Origin of the sequence: Knoellia altitudinis (assembly GCF_042666355.1) — a bacterium.
Lineage (GTDB): Bacteria > Actinomycetota > Actinomycetes > Actinomycetales > Dermatophilaceae > Knoellia > Knoellia altitudinis.
On record NZ_JBHTDK010000001.1, the window covers coordinates 188,462 to 213,253 of the forward strand.

A 24,792-nucleotide genomic window follows, 5' to 3' on the forward strand; every position below is an offset into this window, starting at 1 on the left:
AGGTATGCCGCCCCGTCACGTTGGTGCGTTGGTGCCTGACTCAGGTCACGCGTCGCCGGACGCGTCTCCCGCGTCCGAGCGCTGACCGCGACCGCGGCCACCACGACGGCGACTGCGCTGACGGCGCTCGCCACCCTCGCCAGCCTCGGAGGACTCGCCGGACTCGCCCGACTCGTCCGAGTCGGTCGACTCGTCGTGGTCGACGTCGTCCGCGTCATCCGCGTCGTCGGCCGACGAGCTGTCCGAGGCCGAGGCTCCGGAGTCGCCCTCGGCGAGCACCGCACCGAGCGAGAGCTTGCCGCGCGGGTCGATCTCCTTGAGCTCGACCTGGACCTTCTGGCCCACGGCGAGGACGTCCTCGACGGCGTCGATCCGCTTGCCACCGACGAGCTTGCGCACCTCGGAGATGTGGAGCAGACCGTCCTTGCCGGGGAGCAGGGAGATGAACGCGCCGAAGGTCGTCGTCTTGACGACGGTCCCGAGGAAGCGCTCACCGAGCTCGGGCATCTGCGGGTTCGCGATGGCGTTGATCGCCGCGCGAGCCGCTTCGGCCGAGGGACCGTCGGTCGCACCGATGTAGATGGTGCCGTCGTCCTCGATGGAGATCTGGGCGCCGGTGTCGTCCTGGATCTGGTTGATCATCTTGCCCTTCGGGCCGATGACCTCACCGATCTTGTCGACGGGGACCTGCACCGAGATGACGCGAGGAGCGAACGGGCTCATCTCGTCGGGGACGTCGATGGCCTCGTTCATGACATCGAGGATGTGCAGGCGAGCCTCACGAGCCTGGGTCAGCGCACCACCGAGCACGTCGGCGGGGATGCCGTCGAGCTTGGTGTCGAGCTGGATGGCCGTGACGAACTCGCGCGTGCCGGCGACCTTGAAGTCCATGTCGCCGAACGCGTCCTCGGCACCGAGGATGTCGGTGAGGGCGGCGTACTGCGTCTTGCCGTCGACCTCGGCCGTGACGAGACCCATCGCGATGCCCGCGACCGGGGCGCGCAGCGGCACACCGGCGTTGAGGAGCGACAGGGTCGAGGCACAGACCGAGCCCATGGACGTCGACCCGTTGGAGCTGAGGGCCTCGGACACCTGACGGATCGCGTAGGGGAACTCCTCACGCGTCGGCAGCACGGGCATGAGCGCGCGCTCGGCGAGCGCTCCGTGGCCGATCTCGCGACGCTTCGGCGAACCCACACGACCGGTCTCACCGGTGGAGTAGGGCGGGAAGTTGTAGTTGTGCATGTAGCGCTTGCGCGTCACCGGCGACAACGTGTCGAGCTGCTGCTCCATGCGGAGCATGTTGAGCGTCGTGACACCCATGATCTGGGTCTCGCCACGCTCGAAGATCGCGGAGCCGTGCACGCGCGGCAGGACCTCGACCTCGGCGCTGAGCGCGCGGATGTCGGCGAGGCCACGGCCGTCGATGCGGACCTTGTCGGTGATGATCCGCTCACGGATGAGCTTCTTCTGCACCGTGCGGTATGCCGCGGAGACCTCCTTCTCGCGTCCGGCGAAGTCGCCGGCCGTGCCGTCGGAGGACTCGGGGTTGAAGTCGCCCACGAGCTTGAGGTGCAGCGCCGACTTGATCTCGTCGAGGCGGTCCTCACGCTCGGCCTTGCCGGCGATCTGGAGCGCAGCGGCGGCGTCACCGGAAGCGGCGGCCTCGACTGCGGCATACACGTCGTCCTCGTAGTCGAGGAAGACGGGGAACTCCTGGACCGGCTTGGCGGCCTTGGCAGCCAGCTCGGCCTGTGCCTCGCAGAGGACCTTGATGAAGCCCTTGGCGGCCTCGAGGCCCTGGGCGACGACGTCCTCGGTGGGAGCGGTCTTGCCCTCGTTCTTGACGAGGTTCCAGGTCTGCTCGGTGGCCTCGGCCTCGACCATCATGATCGCGACGTCGTCACCGGCAACGCGACCGGCGACGACCATGTCGAAGGTCGAACGCTCGATGTCGGAGAACTGGGGGAACGCGACCCACTGGTCGTCGATGAGCGAGACGCGAACGGCACCGATCGGGCCCGAGAACGGCAGGCCGGAGATCTGGGTGGACGCGGAGGCGGCGTTGATCGCGAGGACGTCGTACTGGACGTCCGGGTTCAGCGCGAGCACCGAGATGACGACCTGGACCTCGTTGCGCAGACCCTTCTTGAAGGTCGGGCGCAGCGGGCGGTCGATGAGGCGGCAAGTGAGGATGGCCTCGGTGGAGGGACGACCCTCGCGACGGAAGAACGAACCGGGGATCTTGCCGGCGGCATACATGCGCTCTTCCACGTCCACGGTCAACGGGAAGAAGTCAAAGCCCTCGCGCGGGTGCTTTCCTGCGGTGGTGGTGGAGAGGAGCATCGTGTCCTCATCCAGGTAGGCGCTGACTGCGCCTGCGGCCTGCTTGGCCAGGCGTCCGGTCTCGAACCGGACAGTGCGGGTGCCGTGTGAGCCGTTGTCGATGGTGGCTTCGGCGAAAGTGATCTCAGGACCCTCCATGAAGGTCCTCCTTTTCTCGAGTGTCTTCTGTCCACGTGCATCGTCGTTGTGCACGGGCGTGCTTCGTGTCGGTCGAGTCCGATGTGGACCTGCCGACACATCCGAAAGAGCGGCCCTCCAAGTGGAGAGCCGCTCCGACGGAAGTCGTGGGGGTCAGCGTCGCAGGCCGAGGCGCTTGATCAACGAGCGGTAGCGCTCGATGTCGATGTCCTCCAGGTAGCGGAGGAGGCGACGGCGCTTGCCGACGAGGAGCAGCAGACCACGACGGGAGTGGTGGTCGTGCTTGTGCTGACGGGAGTGCTCCGTGAGGTCGAGGATGCGCTGCGTGAGGAGCGCGATCTGGACCTCGGGGGAACCGGTGTCACCCTCGGTCGTGCCGTACTCGGTCATGATCTTCTGCTTGACGTCTGCGTCCAAAGGCATGGGCGAGGAGACTCCTTCTGATGTGGTTGCGCGGCGCTTCCGGGCTGGTTCACCGGGGCACTCTGAATCCGCGGCCGAAGTTCACGGCGAGGCAAGATTAGCAGCGGGCTCCCGTTCGCCCCTAATCCACGACCTCGCCCGAGCCGGCACGGCGGTCCACTACAGTCCCGCATCATGCAGCAGACCGAGGTCGACGCTGTTCCCACCTTCTGGGAGCAGGGACCCGAACCGTTCAGCGCCACCCTGATGTTCTTCGCGGGGGACCGCCACGAGACCTTCCGCAGCCGCGGCGTGGCCCACCTCGTCGAGCATCTCGTCATGTCGACCCTCCCCCGCGACCATCTCGACAAAAACGCCTCCGTGGACGTCGACACGATGCGCTTCTATGCGACCGGCCCACGTGACGAGGTGGTCGCCTTCCTACACGGTGTATGCCGTGCGCTCACCTCCCTGCCCCTGGATCGCCTCGAGCGTGAGCTCAAGGTTCTCGCGGCCGAGGACGGCCGCTCGTGCGAGCCCCACCTCGGGTGGGCCATGTTTGTCCGGTCCGGACCGGTGGGTCCGGGGCTGCTCGGTGAGCTCCAGCGGGAGGGACGTGCGCCGACCGCTACCCACGTCACCGAGTTCGCCCGCACCTTCTGTGTGGCCTCCAACGCGGTGCTGGTGCTCTCTGGGCCCGTGCCGGACGAGCTCCGCCTCAATCTGCCGAGTGGTACTCGGGCATCCGACATCTCGTGGCGTCCCTCGCCGTTCGAGACCCCCGCGCTGATGGCGGGAGGAACCCCCGTCGTGGCCCTGTCCTACCTGAGCCCGAGGGCGACCGAGTCCCAGCTCGTCGACCTTGTCCTTCTGCGGCGGATCGAGGAGAAGGTGCGCCACGACCTCGGCCTGGCCTACGAGGTCTCGATGGACGGGTGCTTCGTCGACACGGAGCAGGGACTGGTCAGCCTCGCGACCGATGGTGCGGAGGAGGACAGTGATGAGATCGTCCACGCACTCTGGGCGGAGCTGACGGATCTGGCTGCTCACGGCCCGACCCAGGAGGAGCTCGCGCACGAGAAGGCCGGCTTCGCGGCCTACCTTGAGGACCCACGCACGGTGATGTCGGTCCTTGAGGGCGCCGCCTTGCGCTACTGGCGCCTAGGTGCGGCTCCGAGCCGGGAGGAGCTGCGGGAGCGCTTCGAGGCGGTGACCGTGGAGCAGGTCCGCGACTGGGCGCGCGCGGCGAGGGGCAGCGCCGTCATCGGCGTGCCGGAGCTGCCGAAGGACCCGCTCCCTGACGTCGTCGACCGGACCGAATGGGAGTTCCCCAGCCGTGAACCCATCGCCGGGCAGGTCCACAAGCGACGCCTCACTGCGATCGTGCCCCCACGAGACCTCGCGGTGCACGCGGGACATGAGGGAATCACGGTGACCGCCGCCGGGACGACGATCGGGGGCGAGTGGGCCGACGTGGTGGGGGTCGGTCGGACAGACGGATTCCGCTTCCTTCACTTCGCCGACGGCGCGAGCGGGCCGCTGTGGGCCAAGCACGTCAGGGACGGTGACCGGCTCCTGGCGCTCATCGACGAGCACACGAGCCACGTCTCTTGGGAGACGACGGAGGAAGCCGCCCTCGAGCTCGACTAGCTGCGCGAGGGCTGGCCGACCCCGTCATCGAGGTACAGGCACGCCCGTCAGCGCTGGGACGATGACGGACAGTGCCTCGTCGATCTCGACGGCGCAGAGGCGCGCGGCCGCGGTGCCGCGCCGGTAGGGGTCAGCGACGTCCCACGACAGGCTGTCCGGGCGGGCGACGGCCAGCGCGCCGTCGAGGGCCTCGAGCCCCCCGGCCGAGGGGGCGCTGCGATCGAGGGCGTCGGCCAGCTGGTTCAGTCCGAAGACCTTGGGCGCGTGCTCCGGCCACCCCTCGGCGATCCGCCAGCGATGGGCCAGCTCGACCGTGACGACGACGTCGGCCTCGGCGAGGTCCGCCGTCGAGACCGACCTGCTCACGTGGCCGTTGGGCTCCACGCCGCGGCCTCTCAGCTGCGCCGACATCTCGGGGTCCATGCCGCGACCTGGGAAGCCGGGCACCCCGGCGCTCGCGAAGCGTACGAGGGGCGCCTCGTCATGCGTCGCCAGGTGTGCGGCCATGCGCTCGGCGTAGGGGGATCTGGAGATGTTGGCCGTGCACACGAAGAGCACACGCAGCGGCTCGTCGACTCGCTCAGGACGGGGTCTCACCGGCTCAGGCTAACGGCGCGGACCGGGCGCATCCGGTCGATCCGCTGGATAGGGTGCGAACAGGTCAGCGGGCGCTCGGGTTCCGCATCCACGAGGAAGGCGTCGTCGGTGAGCGATGGGCTTCGGCTGCACGGGCTCGGCGCCGTCGTCGAGGTGCGCTGCGTCGGGACCGCGGGCCGGGCCCTCGAGTCCGCGATGCGCACGGCGTGGTCCCGGTGTCTCGAGGTGCCGACCACCTCCCCTGTTGACGCCCAGGCCCTGGAGGTGCGTCTCGACGACGTGCAGGATCTCCCCCAGCGACTGATGCTCACCACCCGTAAGGTCACCAAGCACCTCATCGCCGCGCGCGCCGGGGACCTGGTCATGTTTCACGCCGGCGCGGTGAGCGACCTGGCGACAGGTCGCAGCCTCGTCTACGTCGCCCGCGGGGGCACCGGCAAGACCACGCTCAGCTGCCTGCTCGCGCAGCGGATGGGCTACCTCACCGACGAGACGGTCGGCATCGACTCCGACGGAACCATCCATCCCTATCCCAAGCCGCTGTCCGTCCGGCGCACGGAGACGCCCGCGCTCAAGGACGAGGTCTCGCCCGACGCCCTCGGCCTGCTGCGTGGCGCGGCCCCTCCGCGCGTCGGCAGGCTGGTGCTCCTCGACCGGCGGCCCGGGATGACCTCGGCGCACCTGGATGAGGTCCCCCTCCTCGATGCCGTCATGACACTGGTGGAGCAGTCGTCGGCGCTGACCAGGCTGCCCCGACCACTCCAGCGACTTGCCGAGCTCATCGACGAGAGCGGACCGGTGATCCGACTGCGCTACAGCGAGGCGACGCACCCCGAGGAGTCGCTGCTCGCCCTCGTCCAGGAGACGGCATGATCGTCCAGCGAATCGAGCCCGCGGATGCGCTGAGGCGTGACGGCGAGATGGTCCTGATGCTCGACAACGGCACCGTCTTCAGACTGAGTGCTCTCAGCGCCGCGATCTTCGAGCTGGCCGAGCACCCCGTGGAGGAAGACGTGCTGGCCCGTGCGTTGGCCCTCCGTTTCGGCGCACCTGACGGGTCCTCACCCCTGGATGCGACGAAGGACGCCGTGACGGACCTTGTCCGTCACGGCGTCCTCAAGGAGCTCTGACTTCCGTCAGTTTCCTGTCTCGCTCTCGTCGCCACCCGGGCCGCAGTCGGTGCCACACGGCGGGGTCGAGCCGAACTGGATGGGAATCCTGATCCATCCCTCTCCGGCGGGGTTCGCCGGGGGCACGGGGACGTACGGGTGGTCGGGGTCGCCGCCGATCACCGGCGTGTGCCCCCAAGCGATGTAGACCGATCCCAGGGCGGAGATGTTCGCGCTGTTCCCGCTCGCGTCGGCGTTGACGATGATGTCCAGGCTCTGCCCCGGCAGGATGGCCTCAGCTGGTTGGAGCGGCACGCCGATGGCTCCGCCGGTGAATCGGCGGGCGGTGTTGTAGCTGAAGGTCTTCGCCGGGTTCGAGACCAGGGAGAAGACGGGGTTGAGGGTGTGGGACGGGTTCGCGCTGTCCGGGTTGTCCACGTTGTTCAGGGTCGGATAGACGTAGATCGTCTGGTCCGTGGTGTTCGTGATCCTGAACGTGAAGGTGTAGCCCTTGCGGAAGCCGAACCGGCTGAAGCAGCTGTTGCCTGGCTGCTTGCACGCCCCGAGGAACAGGCCGGTGGGGCCGCCGCCCGACTCGGCATAGGCCGGCGTGGCCACCACGAGTGGCACGGCAGGAATGGCCCATGCCGCTCCCTTGGCGATGGTGCGACGCGAAACGCGGCGATCCTCGCGCTGTTCAGTCATGGCATGCTCCCCTGTATTTGGTCATGGTGGGTTCGACGTCAAGTTAGCACCGCGTCAACAGCGCGAACCCCCGATTGGGCGAAGATGCCCACCTCAGGCGTCGCACGGTCGATAAATGGGTCGTGACCAGCACGGACGGGTCAGGGACGGCCTAGTCATTCCGGATGGTAAGCAGCCCCCGAACGATTAGATCATCGAGAAGCTTCTCCACCTCGGTCTCGACCTGCCCCCGATCTCTGCCCACGACCTCGCCCACTGCGGCTGCCACATCGTCCTCGCCGTCAGCCGCAAGCAGCCAGATCACCGCTGAGACGTCCTGCAGCACGACGGGAGGCCCGTCCGGTGCCCTCATGAGGTAGACCAGCTGGGCGTCGACGTCCTCCGGGATGACGACGGCGAGACGTGGCGGCAGGTGGTAGGTCGTCATCGGCCTCGCCGGCCGACCGCCGCGTCGCGGACGAATCCGACCAGCTCCCCGGTCCCGGCCCGGGCGCTCGTGACGTAGGCCGTGGCCACCTCACGCGCTGTGGGACGGCGACCGAGCCGGGCCTCCATCCGGTGCCGGTTGGGCACCACGAGCCGCACGGCAACCCGCAGCGCCGCTCGTCTCGTCGGCGCCGCTCTCACTCGGGCCGCCCAGATCCTGGCCCGGGACTGCTCACCCGTGGAGAGCACGCGCCACAGCTCGTGACCGCGCTGGCCGACGAACTCGTCGAGCCTCCCCGTCCCTGCCGCCAGGGCCACGCCGGCGCCGAGGTCGTCGGCCAGCCGGATCACCGCCTCCCGTTCGGCGGAGGTGGCACTCGTCCAGCTCCGCTCGATGTCCGGGTGGTCGAGCCTGCCCCCTCGCGTGGCGTGGACGATGAGGATGAGGCGTTGCGCAGCAACGGACGGGACCGGACACGGCATACCGGCAATGTCCGTGTCGTGCCGGTCCGCCCAGAGGCGCTCGAAGGCTGCTGCCGCGTCGCCGCCGATCCCCGGGAAGCTGCGGTGCACGTCGACGGGGGCGAGGAAGGGGTGGCCGAGGGTGGCGGCGTGCTCGAAGGCAGAACCGTCCTCGAAGAGATAGCGCGTGGACCAACCGTGTTCGTGCATCGCCGCCAGGAGAGTGTCGACGTGCGCCGGGCGGACCAGCACGTCGGCGTCGATGCTCCGCCTGGTCCCCCCACCGAGGCTCTCGTCGACCGCGGGCCCCTTGATGTGCAGGAGGTCGACCCCGTGGTCCTCGGCGAGCGCCTGCAGCGCGGCGTGCGAGAAGCGGATACCCACGGACCAGGGCATCGTCGCGGCATCCACAGCCCGACCTTACCCAGTCGCGAAGGCCCTGTCCGGCCCGGTGGTAGCGTGCCGAAACCGGGCGCCGTTCGCTGCGCCACCACCTCGACATGGGGGAACACACGTGAAGGTCGTGGTGACCGGCGGGGCCGGGTTCATCGGCTCCAACCTCGGGCGCGAGCTCCTCGCCCGACCCGACGTCGACGAGGTCGTCGCCCTCGACGACCTGTCCACGGGGTCGCGGGCCAACCTCGAGGGCACCGACGTCCGGCTGCACGAGGCGAGCGTCCTCGACACTGCCGCCCTGGACGAGGCCTGCGCCGGCGCGAGTGCCATCGTGCACCTGGGCGCATTGCCGTCCGTTCCGCGCTCGGTGCTCGACCCCGTGGCCTCGCACCACGCCAACGCCACTGGCACTCTCGAGGTGCTCCAGGCGGCTCGTCGGGCAGGCGACCTCCACGTCGTCGTCGCCTCCTCGTCGTCGGTCTACGGCGCCAACCGTGAGCTGCCCAAACGGGAGAGCATGCGGACGGCCCCGATCTCTCCGTATGCCGTGAGCAAGCAGGCGACCGAGGCCTACACCGTGTCCTTCGCCCACACCTACGGCCTGCCGACGCTCGCCTTCCGCTTCTTCAACGTCTACGGTCCGCTCCAGCCCGCCGGGCACGCGTATGCCGCCGTGCTGCCGGCCTTCATCGACTCCGCGCTGCGTGGGGTCCCGCTCACCGTCCACGGTGACGGCGAGCAGACCCGCGACTTCACCTACGTCGGCACCGTGACCCGCGTCATCGCCGACGCGGTCGTCCGCAAGGTGACCGACCTCGAGCCGGTCAACCTCGCCTTCGGCAGCCGCACGTCCCTCAACGCCGTCGTCGACGAGCTCGCCGAGATCCTCGGCGAGCGCCCTGCGGTCGAGCACGTCGAGACCCGGGCCGGGGACGTGCGCGACTCGCAGGCCGACAACTCCCGCCTGCTGGCGCACTTCCCCGACGTGTCGCCCGTGCCTCTGCGCACCGGGCTGGAGGCGACCGTCGACTGGTTCCGCACCCTGCCCGACTACCGCGCCTGACCCCGCGGCTGCCGTGCGACGGCCCCATGCCTCCGTCGGGTGGCCCGGCTTCCTCGGCCTCGCCCTCCTGGCGGCCTGGGTTTCGTGGTCGGTGCTCGTCGGGATCCGCCTGGACCAAGGGATCTCGCCGACGTCTCCCTATGTACTCGCTCCGGTCGTGCTCGTCGCCGGTGTCGGCGCCGGCCAGGTGCTGGAGAGGTATGCCGCCGACCGGCGTCTGCACCTCGCCCTCGCCTTCGCGGGTGGTGTCCTCGTCCTCGGTGTCCTGCTCACCACAGAACCCGGGAAGCGGCCCCTCGGCTATGCCAACGCCAACGCGGCGCTCGCCGTGCAGGTCGTGGCGCTCTGCGGCCTGGCGCTGCTCGCGACCGGGCGCGGTCAGCCCGGTCAGCGCGGCGAGCGCGGTGAGTGCGGCGAGCGCGGTGAGCGCGGTGAGCGGCGAACCCTGATGGTCGCACTGGGACTCGCCGTGGTCGCGGTGGCTCTCAACCGGTCCGCCGCCGGGCTCGCGGTGTGCGTGCCGCTCGTGCTGGTCATCGGCGCCGTGCTGGGACGGCGGCCGGTGCATCGCTGGTGGGCGGTGGCCCTGGGGGCAGTCGTGGCAGCTGCCGGTGCAGCGGTGATCCTGCGCCTCGGGCAAGGACCGGGCTTCCCGCCATGGGCACGCGGGATCTTCGACACCGTCCGGGAGCAGCTCTGGAGCGACGCCGTGACTCTCTGGCGAACGCGTCCCCTCACCGGCTCCGGACCGGGTTCGTTCCAGGACGCCACCGCGCTGGCGGTCGACCCCGACACGTCGAGCGCTCACTCATCGGTGCTGCAGATCGGGGCCGAGACCGGCTGGGTGGGTGTGGCTTTCCTGGCGCTCACCGGGCTCGCCGGGCTGCTGTGGGCTGCCCGTGGGAGAGCACCCGAGGCGGTGGTTGCGGCGGCGGCCTGGACCGCGCTGCTCGTGCACTCCTACGCGGACCACCTCTTGGAGTTCGCGCCCGTCGTCCTCACGGCCGGCATGGTCATCGGCTGGGCCGCTGCGACCCGCGTCTCGGTCCCGCGCCCTCAGAAGAGCTCGACGTCACCCAGCGTGAGCGCCCAGTCGCCGGGCGCCGGCGGCGAGGCGGCGAGCGGGCGCGTCGTGAGCAGCGGTCCTTGACGGGGCAGCGGCACGAGGCCCGCCGACGGCCCGGTCCGCAGCCCGATGGCGTAGTCGGCCCCGGTCTCGCGCAGGACCCGACGCACGAGCCACGCCCCGGTGCGGCGATCGGGTGCCAGCTGCTCGACGATCGCGGCCTCGACCGCGTCACCCCGGCGACGCAGCCGGAAGACCACACCACCGCGGCTCGGGTCGGCGTCGTCCGCCAGCAGCAGGCGATAGCGCAGCGGGCCGAACGCCGTGCGCCACGCGAGGTAGTCGGGTGTGCGGTGCGTCCGGACGCCCGCCGACGGTGCGTGCGCGATGAGCTGCTCCGCCACGGACCGGTCGGCCAGAGCCACCGCGGCGTCGAGCCCGACGTCGGTCTCCTCCGACCACAGTGACGCCGGCACGCGCGAGGTCACCATGGAGACCAGCGACCGTGGGCCACGAGGCATCACTCCGACCGGGAGCTGGCGCGCCAGGCTCCAGCCCATCTTGAGATAGCCCGGCCGGCTCTGGTCGTTGGGGGTGTTGAAGACGATGCCGTCACCGGCGAGGGTCAGCTCGCTCACTCCCTGCAACGTGAGTGTGCGGAAGATTCCGAGCCCTCGGTATGCCGGGTCCGTCGCCGTGTCGACGGCGCGCACGGCCCGCAGCGTGCGGCCGGCGTCGGTGAGGAACTCCCAGCGGAGGAAGGTGCGGTAGCCGACGACGACCCCGTCGTGCAGCGCCACCCACGCGGGCGAGACACCGAACGGGTTGTCGCGGTGCTTCCACCGCAGGAAGGCCTCGTAGTGGGGGTCGTCGACCTTCCCTAGGGAGGCACGGAGCATCGGCAGAGCCGTGGCGTCGTCCGCGGGTTCGGCGACCCTGATGACGAGGTCCTGCGCGGTGACCGAGCTCATCCCTGCTCCCCTTCGTCGTTGGTACCCTCGAGCGAGTTTAGGGCCGCGTCCTCTCCACGCTGTCCGGACACCCGGGAGGGACGAGATGGGGTCTGCACCACCAGCTGGTGATCGTCCGCGCGTCCTGTGGCTCGTCAAGGGTCTGGGCCCCGGCGGGGCCGAACAGCTGCTGCTGCTGGCCGCCGGCGTCGTCGACCGTTCCCGCTTCGACTACCGGATCGCCTATGTGCGCGCCGACAAGACCCACCTCGTTCCAGAGTTCGAGGCCAAAGGCCTTGTCCCACAACGACTTGGCGCCAACGCCTCGGGTCCGGCTCTGCGCGTCGCCTGGGTCGCCGACCTCCGCCGCGCCATGGCCGACGTCGACGTCGTCCACGTCCACTCCCCCGTCCTCGCCTCGGCCGCACGACTCGTCGCCCGCACCCTGCCGGCCTCGAAGCGACCAGCCGTCGTCACGACCGAGCACAACGAGTGGGCGAGCCACCGGCCGCCGACCCGGCTGCTCAACGGCCTGACCGCACCGCTGGACGCCCACCACTGGGCCGTGTCGGAACAGGTCAGGGAGACCGTGTGGACGTCACGGCGGGAGGGCTACGAGGTCCTCATCCACGGCATCGACCCGGACGCCGTGAGTCCGTCGCCGGGCGCCCGCGAGCGCCTCCGGTCAGAGCTCGATGTCGCCAGTGAGGAGGTCCTGTCACTCACCGTCGCCAACCTGCGTCACAACAAGGACTACCCCAACCTCCTGCAGGCGGCGAGAACGGCGCTCGACACCGAACCCCGGCTCCGCTTCGCGGCGGTGGGGCAGGGACCCCTCGTCGAGGAGGTCGCCGCCCTCCACGCATCGCTCGGACTGGGCGACCGGTTCCTGCTGCTCGGCTTCCGTCGCGACGTCCACGACCTCATGGCAGCGGCCGATGTCTTCACGCTCGCCTCCGCGCACGAGGGCCTGCCAGTCGCGGTGATGGAGGCGTTCGCGGCTGGGCTGCCCGTGGTGGCCACGGAGGTCGGTGGCCTCCCCCACCAGGTCACTGCCGACGTGGAGGGACTCCTCGTCCCCCCGGGCGACTCGGACGCCCTCGCCGCTGCCCTCGTCGCTGTGGCCCGTGACGACGACCTGCGCCAGCGCATGGGCGCGGCCGCCCGCGAGCGCGTCTCGGACTACGACATCAGGCACGCGGTGGCCGAGCAGGAGCACGTGTATGCCGCCCTGACCGCACCTTCACCTGGCGGCCCACCTCGCCGGCACGGCAGCTGACTCAACCGCGCAGACCGGCGGCCTTCCCCAGACGCACGGCTGCGGCATACGCCCGCTCCGGCCCAAGGGCACCGGTGAGCTTGGCCGCAAAGAACGACTCCGGGTCCGACTGGCGCACCGGCACCCGCACGAGCCTCATGCGGTTGGTGTCCGGCAGGTTGCGGCCGAGCTCGCCGGTCGAGGCACTGCGGAAGCGAGCGCGCAGCCGGGCCTCCATGGCGGGCACCGGGATCCCCCACGGATAGGTGAAGTGGGCGGGAGTGGCACCCAGATGGCGCTCAATGGCCTCGGTGCAGGCGTCGAGCTCCTGCTCGGTCAGCACCTCGGGCCGGACGTGTCCGTGGGTGTGGTTGCCGATGGTGCACAGGCCCGACTCCATGAGCTCGCCCAGCTGGTCCCAGGTCATGCCGCGCCCCGTGGCCCCCTTGGCTGTGGAGCCCTCCCACAGCATCGAGCTCGCGACATAGCCCGAGGCGAGATAGACGGTGAAAGGCAGCCGGCGCTCCCGCAGGAGCGGCCAGGCGTTGGCGTGGACGTCGTCGAAGCCGTCGTCGAACGTGAGGACGACGCTGGGCCGGGTGTCGCCGGCGTCCAGTCGGTCGAGGGCGGCGTCGAGCGAGAGGACGCCGTGGGAGGCGAGGACGTCGAGCTGGCGCTCGAAGTCCGCCGTCGGCAGGTCGAGCTCGTCGGGTGTGCCGCCGCCGATGCGGTGGTAGATGAGCAGGCTCGCCCCGCTGGCAGGCGTGCTGCGCCCAGCCCTGGCCAGGGCCTTCTTGAAGTGGCGGCGGGGTCCTGGGCCGTCAGCGGCGGGCACGGGCAAGCTCCCTCACGGTGCGGTCGTCCGGCGCGCGCCACCGGCTGACCTCGGGCAGGGCCAGGAGGATGAGGAAGAACGGGATCATCAGCACCCGCTGTCGCGCGAGGATGCCGAAGTTGCCGAAGCCCGAGAAGGCCCAAATGAAGGTCGCTGCATAGACCAGGCAGAACGTTACATAGGGGTTGCGTCGGAGCAGGTGGGGCAGGCGGCGGATCCGGGGCCAGGCGCGCACGAGCAGCACGAGCAGAAGCAGTCCCTCAAGTGACTGCATGAGCATCTGGGCGTTGCGCGCCTCGAAGGGGAACGGTCTGAACAGGACCGTGACGACGGCGCTCGGGATGTCCACGGGCGACTGGATCGGACTCGACTCGAACGACGAGTTCCCCTCACTCGCCTGCTCGCTGGCGGAGTCGACCCTCTCGGAGACGGCCTGCACCGAGAGGTCGTCGATGCCGAGGAAGCTCGCCGACTGGGACGTAAGCACGAACGCCGCAGCACCGAGGACGACCACGCCGGCGACCTTGCTGAGGATCCCGGTGCTGCGTGCCGCCGTGGGGCGGAAGAGCTGGGCAACGAAGAGCGCGGCGAAGAGCAGGACGGCCAGGTGCGGTCGCAGGAGCGCGGTCCCCGCCGCCCCCAGGAGCAGGAGCGGGATGGCCCGGGGCCTGTGGGCGAACAGGTAGGCCGCGCCCAGCGCGGTGACCCCGACGAAGAACATCAGCCACGCCTCCTTGCCGATGCTCGACGGCCAGTAGAGCAGGGACGGGAGCAGGAGGACGAGTGCGGCATACCGCTTGTGGTTTCCGTCGGGCAGGGCGATGCGGAAGGCACGGAACAGGAAGTACTGACCCCAGAAGGCGAACGACGCGAAGATGACGAAGGCCGCGAGGGGCGAGGGCCCGATGACGGTGTACAGAGCCGTGGTGATGAGCTCCATGTACTGCGTCCCCTGCTTGCCACCCCACTCGAAGGTGATCACTCCCTCGCGCCACAGCTTGTAGCGAGAGGCCGCATAGAGGTTGTAGCGCTGGGCGTCGGCGGCACCGGAGTAGACGATGTAGGCGACGAAGTAGCGGCCCAGGGCACCCACGACCTTGAGGGCGTAGGCCGTGCCGAGAAGGCCCGCCAGCCACGGCTCGTCAGCGCCTCTGGTGACCCGCCGGATGAGGAAGACGTTGAGGGCGATGACGACCGGCACGACGATCGCCGCGCCCCAGAAGTTGTAGGACTCGGTGCCCACCGCCCACAGGAAGCCGGCTGCGACGCCGAGCCCGGCCAGCACCGCAAGACAGACCGCGGCCAGCCGCATCCACGCGGACGTCATGGACGGCTCAGGCGGACGAGGCGCGTCGCGCGCGACGGCTGTCGCGGCTGGCGTCGCTGACGTCGGTGGTGTCGTTGGTGTCGTCGAAGAGGTCGCTGGGCTGGGGGCCGCTCGCCGGCGGGGGTGCCGGACGCCGCTGCTCGGCGAGCTTGCGGCCGCGCTTGACCTTCTTCTTCGTCTTGCGCGCGTCGCCGTAGCCGTAGCCGTAGGTGTCGCCGAGCTTGGCCTTGGCACCGACGATGATGACGCCGCTCACCGGGACCTGGAAGCGGCCCACGAGCTCGGCGACCCGGTTGCCCGCGACCTCGGTGAGGCGGCCGCTGCGCACGACGAGCATGAGCGTGTCCACCATGGGCAGGATGTCGAAGACGTCGCTGGCCTCGAGCAGGGGTGCGGTGTCGATGAGGACGATGTCGGCCATCTCGCGAGCCTCCTCGAGAAGGCTTCCCATGCGGCTGGCCAGGGAGGCCGGGTGGGCCAGGCTCGAACCGGCCGTGATGATCCGCACGCCCGGGACGCTCGTGGGACGCACCACCGCGTCGAGCGACCCGTCGCCGGGGTCGGTGAGGTAGTCCGAGATCCCGGCGCCCTGCGGCACGTCGAAGACGTTGTGGATGTCGGGTGAACGGAGGTCGGCGTCGAGCACGAGCACCTGCTGACCCGTCTCGGCGAAGCTCGCGGCGAGGTTGGCCACGCTCGTGGTCTTGCCCTCGGAGGCGTGCGCGGAGGTGATGAGCACCAGGCGAGCGCTGTTGACCGCCCGTCGCGGCTCGACCGCGGACCGTCGCGGCGAGTAGTCGCCGGGCAGGATCTGGCCGGCGGTGTGCGCGAGCGCGGTGCGGGCTGCACGGTAGCCGTCTGAGTAGATGCTCAGTGGGTCCTCGCGGACGGCGAGCACGTTGCGGTTGCGCTGCGAGCGCTTGAGGCGGGGGACCTCGGCGACGATCGGCATCCGCAGGGCGGCATGGATCTCGCCGCGGGAACGCAGTCGCGAGTCGAGCCGGTCGAGGATGAGGGCGACACCCAGACCGGCGAGCAGGCCGAGAAGCGTGGCGATGGCCGTGCGCGGGCCTCGACCCGGAGGCACCACGAACCCGCCGTCGGAGGCTGCACTGGGGATCGGCGTGGCCGGCTGGAGGACCGACAGGGTGGCGTTCTCGGCGCCCGGTCGGTCGGCCTGCTCGATGAACTTGACGGTCTCGTCCGCGAAGGCGTTGGCGACGGCGGCCGCCTGCTCTCCGTCGGAGGCGGTGGCCGACACGGTGAGCGCCTGGGACACGGTGTCGGGAGTGACGGTCAGGCCGGAGGCGAGCAGCGCGGGGTCGCCCTCGAAGTCGACGACGGCGGCAGCACGCTTGGGCACCTCCCCGGTGGTGAGGTAGAGCGCGAGCCGACCGAGGTTGGGCGCGCCCTGCTCGGAGTTCGAAGACCCCACGAGGATGGTCGCCGTCGCGGTGTAGGACCCGATCTTCTTGGTCGTGTCGGTGCTCGCGGGCGTGACGAACCACGTCACGCCTGCCGCGACGGCAGTGCAGATCACGATCACGATCCATCGGTGCCGGAACACCTTGATGTAGTCCTGCAGCGTCACGCCGTCACTCCCTGCCTGCAGCCATGTGCGTCCCCCCGCGTCAGCATGAGAAGACACCTTCCGATCGGGGGGACAGTCCGCGCTCAACTCTATCCGCCGGACCCGTCCGGCAACGGGTCTTTGCCGAACAGTCGCGCGCGGGAGGTTCGTTTGCCAAGATGGCCTCTCGTCATCGTCGGACTCGGGGAGAGGTGTGTGACGTCCGTGCGCATCGCCCACCTCACGACCATCGACATGAGCCTTGCCCTTCTCCTCTCGACCGAGCTCGAGGTGGACGTCGCGGCGGGTCACGAGGTCTTCGGCATCAGTGCGCCCGGTCGATACGTCCCCAGGGTCGAGTCGCTCGGGGTCACCCACGTCCCGCTGACCGCCCTGACGCGCGCCTGGGACGTGCGCCGAGACGCCGAGGCGTTCCGTGACCTCGTCCGGACGCTGCGCTCGCTCGACCTCGACGTCCTTCACACGCACAACCCCAAGACGGGCGTGATGGGACGCATCGCAGGGCGACTGGCCGGCATACCCGTCGTCGTCAACACGTGCCACGGGCTCTGGGCGCGTCCTGAGGACCGACTGCGCAAGCGGGCGTTGGTCTATGGCGCGGAGGCGGTGGCGATCCGGTTCTCGGACTACGAGCTGTTCCAGAACGCTGCCGACCGCGACACGATGCGCCGCTTCCTCAAGCCCGGGCGGCACGAGGTCGTGGGCAACGGCGTCGACCTCGAGCGCTTCAAGCCGGACCCCGTGGGGCGCCGTCGCATTCGCCAGGAGCTCGGGCTGTCCGACGACGACCTGCTCGTCGGCACCATCGGGCGCCGGGTGCGTGAGAAGGGGCTCGCCGAGTTCGCCGAGGTCGCCCAGCGGCTCGGTGACCGGGCGACGTTCGTCTGGGTCGGCCCCGAGGACGGTACCGACACGCAGACCTCGGTCCCTCATGAGTCGGCCGTCCGCTTCCTCGGGGAGCGCTCCGACATGGCTGAGATCTATTCGGCGCTCGACGTCTTCGTCCTCGCCTCACACCGCGAAGGCTTCTCGCGGGCGTCGATGGAGGCGGCGGCGTGCAACGTCGCCATGGTGCTCACGGACATCCGCGGATGCCGCGACATCGGCACCCACGACGAACACGTCCTGCTGGTGCCGGTCAGCGACCCACAAGCCCTCGGGTATGCCGTGGAGCAGCTTCTCGACGACGCTCCCCTGCGTGCCCGGCTGAGCGCCAACGCGCGCGAGCGCGCTTTGGGTCATTTCGACCAGAAGGCAGTCGCGCAGAAATCGCTCGATGTCTACGGGGCGGTGCGTCGGCGAGCCCTGCGAGCGCGCCGACGTCGCTCGGACGCTTCCCTGTCGTCGTGAGCGAGTCCCTCCCCCGGCCGCTCGTCAGCGTCGTTGTGCCTGTCTATAACGTGGCTGCCTACCTGAGCCAGTGCGTCGACTCCGCTCTCGCCCAGTCGTACGACCACCTTGAGATCGTCCTTGTCGACGACGGATCCACCGACGGCAGCAGCAACCTCTGCGACGCCTATGCGCAGGCTGACTCACGCGTGCGGGTCATCCACCAGGAGAACTCCGGCCTCAGCGCTGCGCGCAACGTCGGGATGGACTCGTGCACGGGCAGCCTCATCACGTTCCTCGACGGGGACGACTGGTGGGCGCCGAGCTTCGTGGAGTCGCTCACCGAGGCTCTCGACGAGTACCCGTCTGCCGCGCTGGCGATGTCTGCCTTCGCGCGCGTTCCCGGACGACCCTGGACAGCGCACGTCGACAACACGGTGCTGATGTCCGAGACCGAGGTCGTCACGTTCTTCGCTGGCCCCCAGCACACCCTGGCCACCATGGCCTGCGCGAAGCTCTTCCGCAGGGACGCACTGCGGGGCGTGACGTTCCCCGTGGGGCGACTACATGAGGACGAGTTCACCACCTACAAGGCCCTTCTGAGTGGTCCGGCGGTGCTCGTGCCGCAGCCGCTCTACCTCTATCGCCAGAGGGACGACGGGATCACGGCCTCGGTCTTGACTCCAGAGCGATCGCTCGACGCGATCGAGGCGGCAGACCAACAGGCCGACTACCTGCTCGCCGCCGGCCACTTTGAGGCGACCGCCTGGGCCCAGGACCAGGCATTCCGCAAGCGCATGCGTCTGGTGGCGCTGCTCACGCGCAACGGCGACCGGCGCGGCGCCGCCGAGCAGGCCGCCGCACTGGCCGCCTCGGTAAGCACGGGGAGGGACCTCCCACGCCCACGAGTGCTGCGCCTGGTTCGTGCCGCTGCGGCGAGGCGGCCTCGTGCAGTCGTGCGCGCCTTCACAACGACGGGGCGCGTGCGGGAGATCATGCGACGCCGATCGGCGGGCTGATCGGCAAGTCCCGGAATCGCTGTAGCCCGGGCGATATCCTCATCTTGCGACGGGCCGGAGTGGACGTCACTCAACTACCAGGGGACTTCTAGCACCATGGCGAAAAGGGCGACGGAACGCCGCGAACGCGGCGGCTGGTCCGCGTTGTGGAGCTTGGGGGCAGGCCTCCGCGGGCGGATCGTCCTCCTGGCCGTCGCTTCCTTCAGTGCGGCGATGGTCGAGGCAGCCTTCCTCGTGCTCGTCACCGGGCTCCTCCTCGCATTGACGAGTGGACGCGACGTCATCGGACCAGTGGCAGGGCAAGAACTGCCGATCGACGCCGCTCTTGTGGCAGCTGCCATCGGTCTCGTCCTCCGTTTCGCACTGAACATGCTGGCTCTGCGCCAGTCCGCGGCCCTGAGCGCTGCGGTGAGGACGAACCAGAGACGACGCCTCGCGCACGCGTACCTTGGAGCCGCTTGGTCGGTGCATCAGCAGGAGCCGTCCGGCCGCCTCCAGGAACTGCTCACCTCCTTCATCTCGCGCGTCCTCGTCGCTGTCGCTGCCGCGATCCAAGGACTCACCTCCGCGCTCAGCGTGGTGGCCTTCCTCGGGGCCGGGCTCGTCATCCAACCGCTGGCAACGCTCGCCGTGTTGGCTTTCCTCGCGGTGCTCGCCGCCCTGCTGGGGCCGTTGCGCAGCGCCATTCGTCGGGCCGCCATCCGGTCCAGCTCGGCCGACCTCGACTTCGCGACATCGGTGGCCGAGCTCGGGGCCTTGGGCCGCGAGATGCAGATCTTCGGCGCGCGCCCTGCGTTCCTTGCCCGCGTCGATGCTCTCACCGCGGTTGCCACCGAGCACCAGCGCAGGGTGCAGGTGCTCTTCGGCTCGCTGGCACCGACCTACACCCTGTTCTCCTACGGCGCGGTGCTCCTCGCCGTCACCGCCCTCAGCCTCATCGATGTCGACGACCTCACCACGGTCGGTGCGGTCACGCTGCTCATGCTGCGGTCGCTGACATACGGTCAGCAGCTGGTGTCGGTGCACGGGACCGTGGTGTCCTCCCTCCCTGCCCTGGAGGAGGTGGAGGAGACGGCCCGCCGCTACGAGTCGCAGCCCGCGGCCGGAGGCGTCGTCACGCCCCGCGACGTCATGCCCCTCGTGCTCATGGACGCGGGCTTCTCCTACGACGAGTCGCGTCCTACCTTGAGCGGCGTCGACCTGGCGATCGACCGTGGCGAGATTCTCGGCGTCATCGGACCATCAGGCGCAGGCAAGTCGACCCTGGCCCAGCTCCTCCTGGGGCTGCGCACCCCAGGCAGCGGTCACCTCACGGTTGGAGGGGTGCCCCTGACCGAGGTGGACCGAACCTGGTGGACCAAGCACGTCTCGTTCGTGCCGCAGGACCCCGCTCTCTTCACCGGCACGGTCGCCGAGAACATCCGCTTCTTCCGTGACGGCATTGACGACGAGGCAGTCCACCGGGCTGCCGATCAGGCCAACGTCCTCAGTGATGTTAAAGCGTTGCCCCAGGGTTTCGACACCCATCTGGGAGAACGGGGCGGCGGGCTGTCAGGCGGGCAGCGTCAGCGTCTGTCGATCGCGCGAGCCCTGGCTGGGTCTCCGTCACTGCTCATCTTGGACGAGCCCACATCTGCCTTGGACGGGCACAGTGAGTCGCTGATCCGCGACACGATCATCGGGCTGCGGGGACGCGTGACGGTCGTCGTCATCGCTCACCGCATGTCGACGATCGACATGTGTGACCGGATCATGGTGGTCGAAGGCGGGCGGGTCACCGCGCTGGGCGCGCCTGCCCAGCTGCAGGCGTCCAGCACGTTCTACCGCCGCGCGCTGTCGACTGCCGGCATCCTGTCGGCGGACGTAGAGACATCTCCAGCACTCACGACGGCGACCGGCCTCGATGGCGCGAACAGCGAAGACGATCAGCCGGCCGAAGTCGGTCGCCGGACCACGTAGACGAAGGTCTCTCCCACGAACGTCGCGGCCCGCTCTCCTGGGGTCCAACGTAGGGTCGGCTGGCTTGAAACACGGACGACCGACTCGGGCCCCCGAGTCGCGAATGCCGCACGGACCCAGCCGGTTCCGCGGAGGCGGCGACGGACGGCCTTGGCAATTGCGCGCGGGCGGCGCGGCATGGGGCTGGACGGAGTGGTTGTCGTTGCCTCGGCCAGCACCAGTCCGTGGCGCTCGGCCAGTTCGGCGACTCCGCTGGGAAAGGCGAACATGATGTGATCCACGTTCTCCCAACAGTCACCCCGCTGCCCGGCCGCGACCCGGTGCGGGGCCCATGGGTTGGGCGTGGTGATGATGAGCTGCCCATCCGCAGTGAGCAGGTCACGGGCAGCGGTGAAGAGCATGTCAAGCGCCGGCACATGCTCGATCAGCTCACCGGCGACAATGACGTCGAACGGCCCGATCTCACCGATCGGACCCGGCCCGGTGGTCAGGTCGTGGGCCAAGGCGTGATAACCCACACGGTTGAGGTGGTCGACCCCTTCCGCGAGCACATCGACGCCCAGGCAGAAGTCGGCGGCCTCAGCCACCCGACCGTGCAGCCAGTCCGTCGATGCCATTCGTGAAACGTCGTGCGCCACGCAGCCGATGTCGAGGACCCGACGCCCGCGGCACCGCTCGAGGATGAAGTCGATCCGGTCCTCGATGGGCGCTGTCCACGCAGCACGGAGGGTGCGCGCGCGGAAGGCCATCGCGCGAGGATCGTTGGGGTCCTCAGCGATGTCTGACCAATGTGCGGTTGTGCTGGTGGATTCAGCGAGGGCGCTGTTGAAGACCTCAGACCGACTGTGTTTCATGACCCTCCGCGGCTAGGCCTCCCTTGACCTAGCATCGTAGACGTGACAAGCGATGGGGCGGGCGCGAAACTATGGGGTGTCGTCGTCACCTATGCGCGACCGGACACCCTCAACTCCATGTTGGCCGCACTCTCACGTCAGACCCGCCCGGTCGACTACCTCCTCGTCGTCGACAACGGGTCAGATGCCGAAGTGGCGCGTATCGCCTATTCCCACGGTGCTGACTACTTGGACAGTGGAGACAACCTGGGCCCGGCGGGCGGTATCGCTTTGGGGATGGCACAGGTCCTCGCCCGAGCCGACCCAAACGACTGGATCCTCTTGGTTGATGATGACAACGAGCCTGCGGACAACGACCTTCTTCGGCAGTTGTGGGTCTTTGCTCAAGACCTGAGTTCCCGCGAGGAACGACTCGGAGGCGTAGCCGCCGGCGGTAGCGTCTATCGGCGCCAGTTCGGGATTTTTCGCCGCCTCGCGGACGAAGAACTCACCGGGACGGTGGACCTCGACGTGCTGTTCGGTGGTTCCTTGCCGATGTACAGCGTCAGTGCAGTCAGCGAGGTCGGCCCATTCGACGCGGACCTCTTCTGGGGTTTCGAGGAAGGCGAGTACGGCCTCCGAATGCGGCGACATGGATTTCGGCTATGTGCTCCCGGTGCGGTATTTTTGCGCTCCCGCGAGCTGGCCGGGACGGCCGGGGTCGAGTCTCACCGTGTGCACACGCCGCAGGACAAGGCCGCATGGCGTCGTTACTACTCGATCCGCAACTCCACGGTCCTCGCCCGTCGTTATGGAGGCCGGGTAGCACCGTTCATCACCGCCGCGGGTGGTGCGGCTAAGAGCACCGCAGCCATGCTGCGGGCCGGACGACCGAGGTCGGACGTGGCACTTGCTCCGCTGGGTGCTTTGCATGGACTGACCGGCCATCTCGGACGGCGGGTTGACCCCGGACGCAATTCCAAGGAGTAGACCTGATGTCGGCGACAGTGTCGGATCCCGAAAACTGGTCGATTGGTGTTCTCCGGTGGTGACTTCTTCGGTCCGGCAGGGGCAAGAACCTGCCCTTCGCAATGGCACACTAGGACGGTGAAATCCTCGATGTTCGCACAAATTGGCGGTTGACTCGATGCGCCTTCTCTTCGTTTCTTGGGCCACGGATGGCGGATCGGGACGGAGCCAGCGAGAACTGGCCCGCTCGCTTGAACAACGCGGGCACGACCTTCAGTTCCTTGTCGATGACAAGCGACCGTCCCCCATCCAGCGGATGGCCTACGCCAAACTCTCCGACCTCTCGGTCCAAATGCCCGAGGGGGCATGGCGACGTATCGTCGTGAGGCTTCGCGACGCAGTAGGCCGCAAGACCCGCTTTCTTGAGGTCGATGGGCTTCGACATAGAGCGGCACCAGTACTTGAGAATGCCCTGCTAGGGGCCATACGCGACTTCGCTCCCGACGTCGTCATCGTCAGCAGCGTCGATCGTTGGGCCTGGCGACGGATCAGCGATGCGTGCAATGCTCAACGCATCCCGACTATCCTCTACATTCGTGAAGAGAGCAGTTTGAAGCACCTAGCGACCGGCGCTCTACCCACGCGGCTGGTCGCGAATACCCCCTCACTCGCACACCGGCTCCGGGCAGACGGTCACCGATGTGACTTCATTCCGTCGGTGGTTGATCTAACTCGGGTCAGCGGCGAGACCTCCCGGACGACTGCGCTGGCAATCAACCCAACGTTCATCAAGGGTGCCGACGTCATATGGCGCCTGGCCGAGATGCTTCCCTCAATTCCCTTCGTACTGCAGGAAGCGTGGCCTCTGGACCCCGCGGAACGCGCCAAGGTTGCGCAGAGGTGCGACCAGCTCTCAAACGTGGAGTTTCGTCACGCTCAGCCCCCCGGGCCCGACCTCTACTCTGACGCCCGCGTTCTGCTTGCCCCCTATCGTGTCGACAGTCGCCCGCGAGTCGTGCTTGAAGCGCAGGCCAACGGGATTCCGGTGCTGGGTAGCGACCTCCCAGCGCTCGTCGAGGCAATTGGGTTAGGCGGCCTAACGATGCCTGTGGCCAACACCGGACCCTGGGTTGACGCTCTTCAGCGTCTGTGGGACGACGACGGCTATTACGCTTCCTTGGTCGCTGCTGCCAGGCTCCACGGACAACGACCGGAAGTAAGCGCACCCGTGGTCACAGATCTCATAGAAGCGCTATTGACCGAGTTGGCATCGTGAGAGAGGCGGCTGGCGATGACGTTACAGAAAAGGCAATCGCAACACAGAGGGGCAAACCAGGAACCCCACTAGTCTCCGTCGTCGTACCGGTGTACAACGTGTCGCCATATGTCGACGAGTGCTTCGGTTCACTTGTCGGCCAGAGCTACGAAAACCTCGAGATCATCGTCATCGACGATGGGTCAACGGACACCTCCGGGGAGATGTGCGACGGGTGGGCGGCGCAAGACAGGCGCGTCTCCGTGGCGCACACCTCTAATCAAGGTCTCTCCGCTGCGCGGAATGCGGGCATTGAACTTGCCACCGGCACCTACGTCACATTCGTCGACAGCGATGATGTCGTGGCAGTCGACTTCATCGAAGACCTCGTGACTTTGGCGCAGGCACACGGCGCTGACGTCGTGACTACCGACGTCGTTCCGTTTGGGCAGAGCGCCGAACAACCGACCTACCGCCGTGGCTCGACACCACTGGTCGAAGAGGCAACCACAACATTACGTCGCATCGTCTGCGAGAAGCCCCGATGGGGCCCTATGGCCAAGCTCTACCACCGCAACGTCCTTGACGGTGGGCCCCGCTTCCTGGTTGGCCGTGTGATCGAGGATCTGCACTTCGCGCCTCGGGCCTACTCACGCGCGCACACCTCCGTGTTTTCGGACGACGCCCTTTACGGACATCGACAACGCGACGGCAGCATCACCTCTCATCAGCGGGCGACCGCGTTCTCCAAAGACCTGTTGCATGTTCTTGAGGAGAATATCGTTTTCGCCAGGCAGACTTCGAGAACCTTCGACGAGTTCGATGCCCTGACCTCCGCATACCTAATCCATGCAAGCAAGCACATTGAGATGATGACAAGCGAAAGTGCTTGGCGCCGCAATAGCGATTTCGTGCGCGCATACCGTGACTTTGCCCGAGCCCACCGGGGAGATGTCGTGCGCAGCCGGGCGATGGGACGTGGCTACCGACTTCTCTTCCTACTGTCGAGCTTGTCCCCGAGAATGTTCAGTAACGTGTTTCGGGTCGGTAAGCGCCTCAAGCAGTCAGGCTTACCCGGTCTGCACCGATCGCAAGCACGCGTCTGAG

Annotated in this window: 23 protein-coding genes; 12 read left to right on the forward strand and 11 right to left on the reverse strand. The window is 68.6% G+C overall.

Annotated features, from left to right (window positions below; genetic code table 11):
- Positions 1–45: 45 nt before the first annotated feature.
- Together ACFQW8_RS00910 and rpsO are read right to left on the reverse strand one after the other, a co-directional pair.
- Entirely contained in the window at positions 46–2,484 is a 2,439-nt protein-coding gene (locus ACFQW8_RS00910; RefSeq protein ID WP_380085094.1) for a polyribonucleotide nucleotidyltransferase, read from the reverse strand.
- 153 nt (positions 2,485–2,637) lie between these two features.
- Positions 2,638–2,907 carry a 30S ribosomal protein S15 gene (rpsO, locus tag ACFQW8_RS00915; RefSeq protein ID WP_380085095.1) on the reverse strand — a complete coding sequence of 90 codons (270 nt, stop codon included), beginning with the start codon at positions 2,905–2,907 and terminating at the stop codon, positions 2,638–2,640.
- A 174-nt stretch (positions 2,908–3,081) separates the two neighbouring features.
- On the opposite strand from rpsO, the gene ACFQW8_RS00920 reads away from it, so the two are divergent.
- A complete protein-coding gene (locus ACFQW8_RS00920) occupies positions 3,082–4,536 on the forward strand; it encodes a M16 family metallopeptidase (protein ID WP_380085096.1) in 1,455 nt (484 codons plus the stop codon).
- 24 nt (positions 4,537–4,560) lie between these two features.
- Here the strand turns inward: ACFQW8_RS00920 and ACFQW8_RS00925 are convergent, their stop codons facing one another.
- Positions 4,561–5,133, reverse strand: a complete 573-nt coding sequence (locus ACFQW8_RS00925; RefSeq protein WP_380085097.1) for an arsenate-mycothiol transferase ArsC — start codon at positions 5,131–5,133, stop codon at positions 4,561–4,563.
- 108 nt (positions 5,134–5,241) lie between these two features.
- Between ACFQW8_RS00925 and ACFQW8_RS00930 the strand changes: the two genes are divergently transcribed.
- Both ACFQW8_RS00930 and ACFQW8_RS00935 read left to right on the forward strand, forming a co-directional pair.
- On the forward strand, positions 5,242–6,006 hold the full coding sequence (locus tag ACFQW8_RS00930; protein ID WP_380085098.1) for a hypothetical protein: 765 nt from the start codon (positions 5,242–5,244) through the stop codon (positions 6,004–6,006).
- Entirely contained in the window at positions 6,003–6,263 is a 261-nt protein-coding gene (locus ACFQW8_RS00935; protein ID WP_380085099.1) for a hypothetical protein, read from the forward strand. Before ACFQW8_RS00930 ends, ACFQW8_RS00935 begins: the two co-directional genes overlap by 4 nt.
- Before the next feature lie 6 nt (positions 6,264–6,269).
- Here the strand turns inward: ACFQW8_RS00935 and ACFQW8_RS00940 are convergent, their stop codons facing one another.
- The 3 genes from ACFQW8_RS00940 to ACFQW8_RS00950 form a co-directional block, all read right to left on the reverse strand.
- Positions 6,270–6,947: a hypothetical protein gene (locus ACFQW8_RS00940; RefSeq protein ID WP_380085100.1), complete on the reverse strand. Its 678-nt coding sequence runs from the start codon at positions 6,945–6,947 to the stop codon at positions 6,270–6,272.
- 151 nt (positions 6,948–7,098) lie between these two features.
- Positions 7,099–7,374 carry a hypothetical protein gene (locus tag ACFQW8_RS00945; protein WP_380085101.1) on the reverse strand — a complete coding sequence of 92 codons (276 nt, stop codon included), beginning with the start codon at positions 7,372–7,374 and terminating at the stop codon, positions 7,099–7,101.
- The gene (locus tag ACFQW8_RS00950; protein WP_380085103.1) at positions 7,371–8,246 is read right to left on the reverse strand and encodes a nucleotidyltransferase family protein; all 876 of its coding nucleotides are present in this window, start codon (positions 8,244–8,246) and stop codon (positions 7,371–7,373) included. Before ACFQW8_RS00950 ends, ACFQW8_RS00945 begins: the two co-directional genes overlap by 4 nt.
- Positions 8,247–8,349: 103 nt before the next feature.
- Between ACFQW8_RS00950 and ACFQW8_RS00955 the strand changes: the two genes are divergently transcribed.
- Entirely contained in the window at positions 8,350–9,294 is a 945-nt protein-coding gene (locus ACFQW8_RS00955) for an NAD-dependent epimerase/dehydratase family protein (RefSeq protein ID WP_380085104.1), read from the forward strand.
- A gap of 13 nt (positions 9,295–9,307) precedes the next feature.
- Positions 9,308–10,444 carry an O-antigen ligase family protein gene (locus tag ACFQW8_RS00960; protein ID WP_380085105.1) on the forward strand — a complete coding sequence of 379 codons (1,137 nt, stop codon included), beginning with the start codon at positions 9,308–9,310 and terminating at the stop codon, positions 10,442–10,444.
- Here the strand turns inward: ACFQW8_RS00960 and ACFQW8_RS00965 are convergent.
- Entirely contained in the window at positions 10,351–11,331 is a 981-nt protein-coding gene (locus tag ACFQW8_RS00965; protein WP_380085106.1) for a GNAT family N-acetyltransferase, read from the reverse strand. The genes ACFQW8_RS00960 and ACFQW8_RS00965 overlap by 94 nt on opposite strands.
- Positions 11,332–11,416: 85 nt before the next feature.
- Between ACFQW8_RS00965 and ACFQW8_RS00970 the strand changes: the two genes are divergently transcribed.
- Entirely contained in the window at positions 11,417–12,589 is a 1,173-nt protein-coding gene (locus ACFQW8_RS00970) for a glycosyltransferase (RefSeq protein ID WP_380085107.1), read from the forward strand.
- A 1-nt stretch (position 12,590) separates the two neighbouring features.
- On the opposite strand, the gene ACFQW8_RS00975 is transcribed toward ACFQW8_RS00970, so the two are convergent.
- From ACFQW8_RS00975 to ACFQW8_RS00985, 3 genes are read right to left on the reverse strand one after another with little or no spacing between them, the layout of a single operon-like run.
- On the reverse strand, positions 12,591–13,403 hold the full coding sequence (locus tag ACFQW8_RS00975) for a polysaccharide deacetylase family protein (RefSeq protein ID WP_380085108.1): 813 nt from the start codon (positions 13,401–13,403) through the stop codon (positions 12,591–12,593).
- Positions 13,390–14,730, reverse strand: a complete 1,341-nt coding sequence (locus ACFQW8_RS00980; protein ID WP_380085109.1) for a hypothetical protein — start codon at positions 14,728–14,730, stop codon at positions 13,390–13,392. Before ACFQW8_RS00980 ends, ACFQW8_RS00975 begins: the two co-directional genes overlap by 14 nt.
- Positions 14,731–14,737: 7 nt before the next feature.
- Positions 14,738–16,321 (reverse strand): AAA family ATPase, encoded by a 1,584-nt coding sequence (locus ACFQW8_RS00985; protein ID WP_380085110.1) that lies wholly within the window; start codon positions 16,319–16,321, stop codon positions 14,738–14,740.
- A gap of 195 nt (positions 16,322–16,516) precedes the next feature.
- Here ACFQW8_RS00985 and ACFQW8_RS00990 point away from each other — a divergent pair, with 195 nt between their 5' ends.
- The 3 genes from ACFQW8_RS00990 to ACFQW8_RS01000 all read left to right on the forward strand — a co-directional run bounded on the left by ACFQW8_RS00990 (position 16,517) and on the right by ACFQW8_RS01000 (position 20,628).
- A complete protein-coding gene (locus ACFQW8_RS00990) occupies positions 16,517–17,671 on the forward strand; it encodes a glycosyltransferase family 4 protein (protein WP_380085111.1) in 1,155 nt (384 codons plus the stop codon).
- Positions 17,668–18,669 (forward strand): glycosyltransferase family 2 protein, encoded by a 1,002-nt coding sequence (locus ACFQW8_RS00995; protein WP_380085112.1) that lies wholly within the window; start codon positions 17,668–17,670, stop codon positions 18,667–18,669. The genes ACFQW8_RS00990 and ACFQW8_RS00995 overlap by 4 nt, the downstream gene beginning before the upstream one ends.
- Positions 18,670–18,882: 213 nt before the next feature.
- Entirely contained in the window at positions 18,883–20,628 is a 1,746-nt protein-coding gene (locus ACFQW8_RS01000; protein WP_380085113.1) for an ABC transporter ATP-binding protein, read from the forward strand.
- On the opposite strand, the gene ACFQW8_RS01005 is transcribed toward ACFQW8_RS01000, so the two are convergent.
- Positions 20,595–21,377: a class I SAM-dependent methyltransferase gene (locus ACFQW8_RS01005; RefSeq protein WP_380085114.1), complete on the reverse strand. Its 783-nt coding sequence runs from the start codon at positions 21,375–21,377 to the stop codon at positions 20,595–20,597. The genes ACFQW8_RS01000 and ACFQW8_RS01005 overlap by 34 nt on opposite strands.
- Positions 21,378–21,524: 147 nt before the next feature.
- Here ACFQW8_RS01005 and ACFQW8_RS01010 point away from each other — a divergent pair, with 147 nt between their 5' ends.
- The 3 genes from ACFQW8_RS01010 to ACFQW8_RS01020 all read left to right on the forward strand — a co-directional run bounded on the left by ACFQW8_RS01010 (position 21,525) and on the right by ACFQW8_RS01020 (position 24,791).
- Positions 21,525–22,451, forward strand: coding sequence for a glycosyltransferase (locus ACFQW8_RS01010; protein WP_380085115.1), 927 nt, complete (start codon positions 21,525–21,527; stop codon positions 22,449–22,451).
- Between the two features lie 295 nt (positions 22,452–22,746).
- Positions 22,747–23,706, forward strand: a complete 960-nt coding sequence (locus ACFQW8_RS01015; protein ID WP_380085116.1) for a glycosyltransferase — start codon at positions 22,747–22,749, stop codon at positions 23,704–23,706.
- Positions 23,703–24,791 carry a glycosyltransferase family 2 protein gene (locus tag ACFQW8_RS01020; RefSeq protein WP_380085117.1) on the forward strand — a complete coding sequence of 363 codons (1,089 nt, stop codon included), beginning with the start codon at positions 23,703–23,705 and terminating at the stop codon, positions 24,789–24,791. Before ACFQW8_RS01015 ends, ACFQW8_RS01020 begins: the two co-directional genes overlap by 4 nt.
- Position 24,792 lies beyond the last annotated feature (1 nt).

What these genes read in the sequence shown, in the direction of transcription:
- ACFQW8_RS00970 (WP_380085107.1), top strand. Translation starts at nt 11,417, where the DNA reads ATGGGGTCTGCACCACCAGCTGGTGATCGTCCGCGCGTCCTGTGGCTC.
- ACFQW8_RS00920 (WP_380085096.1), top strand. Translation starts at nt 3,082, where the DNA reads ATGCAGCAGACCGAGGTCGACGCTGTTCCCACCTTCTGGGAGCAGGGA.
- ACFQW8_RS01015 (WP_380085116.1), top strand. Translation starts at nt 22,747, where the DNA reads ATGGCCTACGCCAAACTCTCCGACCTCTCGGTCCAAATGCCCGAGGGG.
- ACFQW8_RS00940 (WP_380085100.1), bottom strand. Translation starts at nt 6,947, where the DNA reads ATGACTGAACAGCGCGAGGATCGCCGCGTTTCGCGTCGCACCATCGCC.
- ACFQW8_RS00910 (WP_380085094.1), bottom strand. Translation starts at nt 2,484, where the DNA reads ATGGAGGGTCCTGAGATCACTTTCGCCGAAGCCACCATCGACAACGGC.
- ACFQW8_RS00935 (WP_380085099.1), top strand. Translation starts at nt 6,003, where the DNA reads ATGATCGTCCAGCGAATCGAGCCCGCGGATGCGCTGAGGCGTGACGGC.
- rpsO (WP_380085095.1), bottom strand. Translation starts at nt 2,907, where the DNA reads ATGCCTTTGGACGCAGACGTCAAGCAGAAGATCATGACCGAGTACGGC.
- ACFQW8_RS00945 (WP_380085101.1), bottom strand. Translation starts at nt 7,374, where the DNA reads ATGACGACCTACCACCTGCCGCCACGTCTCGCCGTCGTCATCCCGGAG.
- ACFQW8_RS01000 (WP_380085113.1), top strand. Translation starts at nt 18,883, where the DNA reads ATGGTCGAGGCAGCCTTCCTCGTGCTCGTCACCGGGCTCCTCCTCGCA.
- ACFQW8_RS01005 (WP_380085114.1), bottom strand. Translation starts at nt 21,377, where the DNA reads ATGGCCTTCCGCGCGCGCACCCTCCGTGCTGCGTGGACAGCGCCCATC.
- ACFQW8_RS00965 (WP_380085106.1), bottom strand. Translation starts at nt 11,331, where the DNA reads ATGAGCTCGGTCACCGCGCAGGACCTCGTCATCAGGGTCGCCGAACCC.
- ACFQW8_RS00980 (WP_380085109.1), bottom strand. Translation starts at nt 14,730, where the DNA reads ATGACGTCCGCGTGGATGCGGCTGGCCGCGGTCTGTCTTGCGGTGCTG.